Here is a 4,589-nt window from a genome sequence, read left to right as displayed (position 1 = left end):
CGGTAAGGGCAATTCATGAATTGCCCCTACCAGGTCGGAGGGATGTGCCTGTCAGGTCCGATGAACACCGATTGATGACCCATTTCATTCTGTGGGCACGACGAGCGTGCCCCTCCGAAATATCCTTCGGAGGGACCCGCTTGTCGGGTCCGTCGTTTGACATTGGGTCATCCATTGCCTTTGGGCGGGGACTGAAGTCCCGCGCGGAAAGCGGGGCTAAAGCCCCGCACTCCATATGTGGAGTCGCCCCGGCCACGACAAGCGTGCCCCACCGACACCTTGCGCGCGCATTTCGCGGTGTTTACAAAAGTGGGGATTTTTCAGACCCCTCCGCTGGTGTCATCACCCCGCCGGAGGATACTCCCATTCGCTCGGCGATGAGGGCGTCCAACTCCTGTTTCAACCGCGGCAGAATCTCGTCGTAAGTGAAGCTGCCCAGGCTGACTGGCCCCCGCTTGAGGTTGACATACTTCGGACCGCACCACAGCCCCAGATCGGCGTCATCCGTCTCGCCCGGCCCGTTCACACGGCAACCCATCACGGCGATGGTAATGGGGCAATCTGCCGCGTAGGAGGTGAGTTCCCGCACCTTCTCGGCAAGCTCCACGAAAGCAGCGTTCTCCACACGGGAACAGCTCGGACAGCTCACGATATTGAGTCGGCCGGGGATCCAGGGTTCCACCGTCACCCGACCTGCCGACACGTCCTCCACGATTTGCAGGCCGGCAAGAACTTCTTCGTGTTTTCTTTCGTTGGGCAGTGTGAGAGACACGCGGATCGTGTCACCGATTCCAGAAGCCAGCAGCGGGACGAGCGCCGCCCGGGTTTTGTGGATTCCCTCCGGCGGCATTCCCGCTTCGGTCACGCCCAGATGCAGTGGCACGTCGGGGCGGGCGGCTGCAAAACGCTGGTTCAATTCCACGACCAGCCGGGGATCAGAATCCTTCAGCGATACGCAGTACTGCGTGAATCCCAGGCGGTCGAGCAGTTCGCAGTGCTCGAGGGCCGATTCCAGCATCGGCGATATCTTGTCCTCGGGTGGGAATTTGTCCCGCTTGGCCGGATCGACGGAACCGCAATTAACACCCACCCGCAGTGCACACTCGTACCTGGCGGCCACCTCTGCAATGAACCGCACCTTATCCTGCCACGGCACCTGGGGTTGGTGGTGGTAAAGATGCCCCGGATTGTAGCGAACCTTGTTGACAAACGGAGCGACTTCCGTGACCAGCCGATAGTTTTCCTGCAGATCGACCGATAGATTGGCCTCGGTCCGCTGGCGGATTTCCCGCAGGGCTTCCGCGTCTTTGTGGCTGTCCACAGCGATTCGAACAATGCCGGCACCAGCCTGGCGGAGCTGTTCGGCCTGGGCAGCGGTGGCGACCACGTCCTGCGTTTTTGTGGCGCACATGCTTTGGACGACGATCGGGTGTCCTCCGCCGAACATGACGGTACCCACCCGGACAGCGCGTGTCGAATTCCGCGGCATACTCACCTCAATGGGATATCAAAGGGCTACCTGTTCCAGGAATCGTGACGTGCGAGGATGTTCCGGCGCAGCGAAAACCTCATGAGGCGGTCCATCTTCAATGATTTCCCCGTCGGCAAGGACGATGACGCGATCGGCCACCCGCTGGGCAAAGCCCAGCTCATGCGTGACGAGGATGAGCGTCATTCCATCGCGGCGCAGATCTTCGAGAACGGCGAGAACTTCGGCCTTCAATTCCGGGTCAAGGGCGCTCGTGATCTCGTCACACAGCAGGCCGAAAGGCTCCATCGCCAGCGCGCGGGCAATTGCCACCCGCTGTTTCTGGCCTCCGGAGAGTTCCCGCGGATAAGCATCGCCACGATCTGCCATGCCCACCCGGGCCAGAAGTGCCATGGCCCGATGTTCCGCTTCCTTGCGGGGCATTCGATTGACATGGACGGGGGCTTCGATGATGTTCTGAAGGGCCGTCAGATGAGGAAAAAGCTGAAAGTCCTGGAAAATCATGCCCAGCCGTTGACGGATGAGGCGGAGCGTGGCAAACGGTGCCGGCCGCTTCCCGGCTCGCAGCACATGGGGGCCGATCCGCACAATCCCCGCGTCAAATGGGCACAGCCCGTTCAGACAGCGGAGCAGCGTCGATTTGCCCGCGCCGCTCGGTCCGATGATGGCCACCGTTTCACCGCGGGCCACACGGAAGCTCACGTTGCGGAGCACCACGCGGTGGCCGAAGCGCTTCCAAAGACCTTCCACCTGGACGTGGAATTCCTCTCGGTTCACTGTCCTTTTCCCCAGCGTTTTTCCAAGTGTCGGGATAAAGCACCCAGGGGGACCGCCAAAATCAGATACAGCATGGCCGTTACAAATCCGATTTCCAAATATTTTAGGCTGGACTTGGCCAAAATTTGATACTGCTTGGTCAATTCGACCACCGCCACAATGCTGACGATGCTTGTATCCTTGAACAGGGCGATAAAGTCGTTGGTCATTGGTGGCAGAATGGTTCGAATGGCCTGGGGGAGGATGATGCGGCGGAAGGTGAGGATCCGTCCCATCCCCAGCGATGCTGCGGCCTCCCACTGTCCCGCAGGAATGGCCCGAATTCCCGCCCGGTAGATCTCCGCCTCGTAGGCTGCGTAATTGAGCCCAAACCCCAGGATAGCGGCCGCCATCGGCGAAAGCCGCAGCGAAAACGGCAGGCCGTACACGTCGGCCACGGTGGGGAGTCCGTAGTAGAGGAAAAACAGAAGCAGCAGCACCGGAATGCCGCGGAAAAACTCCACATAGGCAACGGCTGCCCAGCGAAGGGGCCAAGGTCCGAACAGCCGGGCCAGCGCGATGGGAAGCCCCAGAACAATGGCGACCGCCATACTCAGCACCGACAGATAGGTGGTGACCCCCGCTCCCTGCAGGAGCAGGGGAAAATACGTGCGGAAGGTCCAGCGGCGTCGGGCTTCCGCCAGGACATCGGTCAGCTCAGCACGAGCCAGTTTTTCCTGAGCGTCGTTCCAAAGGCCCCATTTTTCGTAGATCTTGCGAAGCGTTCCGTCGGCAATCAAACTGTCCAAGGCGCGATCGACCTCGGCGGCCAGCGCTTCATCTTCTTTCCGAAAGGCGATGGCGTAATATCCTTCGCCTATGGGTTCCCCGAGAAATTTCAATTTGGGATTCGGTTTGGCGAAGTACACGGCGATGGGCAGATCCATGAGAACGGCGTCGATCCGCCCGAGTTCCAGGTCCAGATACGGCTCCGTTTGATTGCCGTACAGCTTGGGTGAAAAGCCCATCTCTTCGAGAAGCCGCTGGGCGGCAGTTTCTTCCAAAGTACCCACCGTACCGCCGAGAGCGAGCAACTCCTCCAGATTTTGAAAACGCGTTTCATCTTTGCGGACAACGAGCTGGAGCGTGTACACGTAGTATGGGCGCGAAAATCGCACCACTTTGGCGCGATCGGGCGTGACTTCCAGTCCGTTCATGGCAAAGTCGAAATCGCCCCGCTGAAGCCCCGCCACGAGGCTCATGAAATCGTACTGGACCCATTCAATCGGCCGTCCCAGGCGTTGGGAGAGGGCCTCGGCCAGGTCCACTTCAAAGCCAATCACCCGATGAGGATCGGCGGGGTCCTGAAAGATGTAGGGCGCACCTCCTTCGGCGTCCGCTGCCCAGCGGAGAGGTCGCACTTTCTCGGCAAAGGCAAGGCCGGGCAGAAGAGCCAGGGCCAGTCCAAAAATGATCCGCCGACCGGCAACATGGCCGCTCGGAAACCCTCTCACGTGGCCCCACACCGTGGGCCGGGATACCGCATTCTCATTCATTCTCCACAGGCTCGATGACTATTTCCACGGACAGTTCCTTGACGGGTTCCTTCAGTTGACCGGCGAGCCGAACCGGCTTCTTCCGATAAGTGACATCCTCGTCGATTTCCTCTTCCCGCCAGAGGAGTTCTCCCGAGGAAGGCACGATCCGAACGCGGACGGCCTGGCGGCCTTCGCCCACAATCCAGCCCTGTTCCGTTCGCTTCCAGGGCGAGTAGGTGATGACCGCCTCCTCGAATTCCTGCGGCGAGCTGAAAGCGACCTCATCCCGGACGATGAGACGCCCCCGACCTGTCCGCTCGTAGATGAAGGTGCGCACCAGTCCTTGCAACTCGTTAACGGCATAGGTTGAAGAGATATCCATTTTCAGCACGTCCCGCTGTTCTGTGAATTGGGTTTCGAGAATTTTCGCGCGGGCGTCGCTGCCGGGACGCTGGAGCTGACCTGCCACAACGGGAACAGGGTGTCCGTACGAGTTGAGGACTTTGCTCTCGTAACGCCGGCTGCTGAAGGTCCGCGCCGTGTAAACCTCGGATCCGGGATCGACGAGCGGCACGCCACCCGCCAGAGTCACCACAAAACTGCCCACGTCGTTGTGATTGTGATGCTCTGCGTTATGACCGCCTTTCAGCGCGACGGCCAGCTTGTCGGGAGAAAGGTCGGCCGGACGGGCGATGAGGATTCCCGCGTCGGCGAACCAATCCCGTAGTTCGTGTTGCCGCGGGGTTTCGGCTTTTGCCGGCCGTTCCTGCAAGGAATTGGGCATGGCGAAAACGGCCACTTCCGGC

At 60.3% G+C, this 4,589-nt stretch carries 4 protein-coding genes; all 4 read right to left on the bottom strand.

Going from position 1 to position 4,589, the window contains the following annotated elements:
- Positions 1-301 precede the first annotated feature (301 nt).
- Positions 302-1,489, bottom strand: a complete 1,188-nt coding sequence (locus tag H5U08_RS10685; protein WP_297032852.1) for a flavodoxin/ferredoxin-dependent (E)-4-hydroxy-3-methylbut-2-enyl-diphosphate synthase — start codon at positions 1,487-1,489, stop codon at positions 302-304.
- Positions 1,490-1,507: 18 nt separating this feature from the next.
- Positions 1,508-2,266, bottom strand: coding sequence for an amino acid ABC transporter ATP-binding protein (locus H5U08_RS10680; protein WP_297032851.1), 759 nt, complete (start codon positions 2,264-2,266; stop codon positions 1,508-1,510).
- The gene (locus H5U08_RS10675) at positions 2,263-3,759 is read right to left on the bottom strand and encodes an ABC transporter substrate-binding protein/permease (protein WP_297032849.1); all 1,497 of its coding nucleotides are present in this window, start codon (positions 3,757-3,759) and stop codon (positions 2,263-2,265) included. Before H5U08_RS10675 ends, H5U08_RS10680 begins: the two co-directional genes overlap by 4 nt.
- A 34-nt stretch (positions 3,760-3,793) precedes the next feature.
- A partial coding sequence (locus H5U08_RS10670; protein WP_297032847.1) for a heparinase II/III family protein occupies positions 3,794-4,589 on the bottom strand: 796 nt, incomplete at its 5' end.

Source organism: Thermogutta sp., from assembly GCF_014359955.1.
GTDB lineage: Bacteria > Planctomycetota > Planctomycetia > Pirellulales > Thermoguttaceae > Thermogutta.
This window is presented reverse-complemented; position numbering and strand designations above follow the sequence as displayed.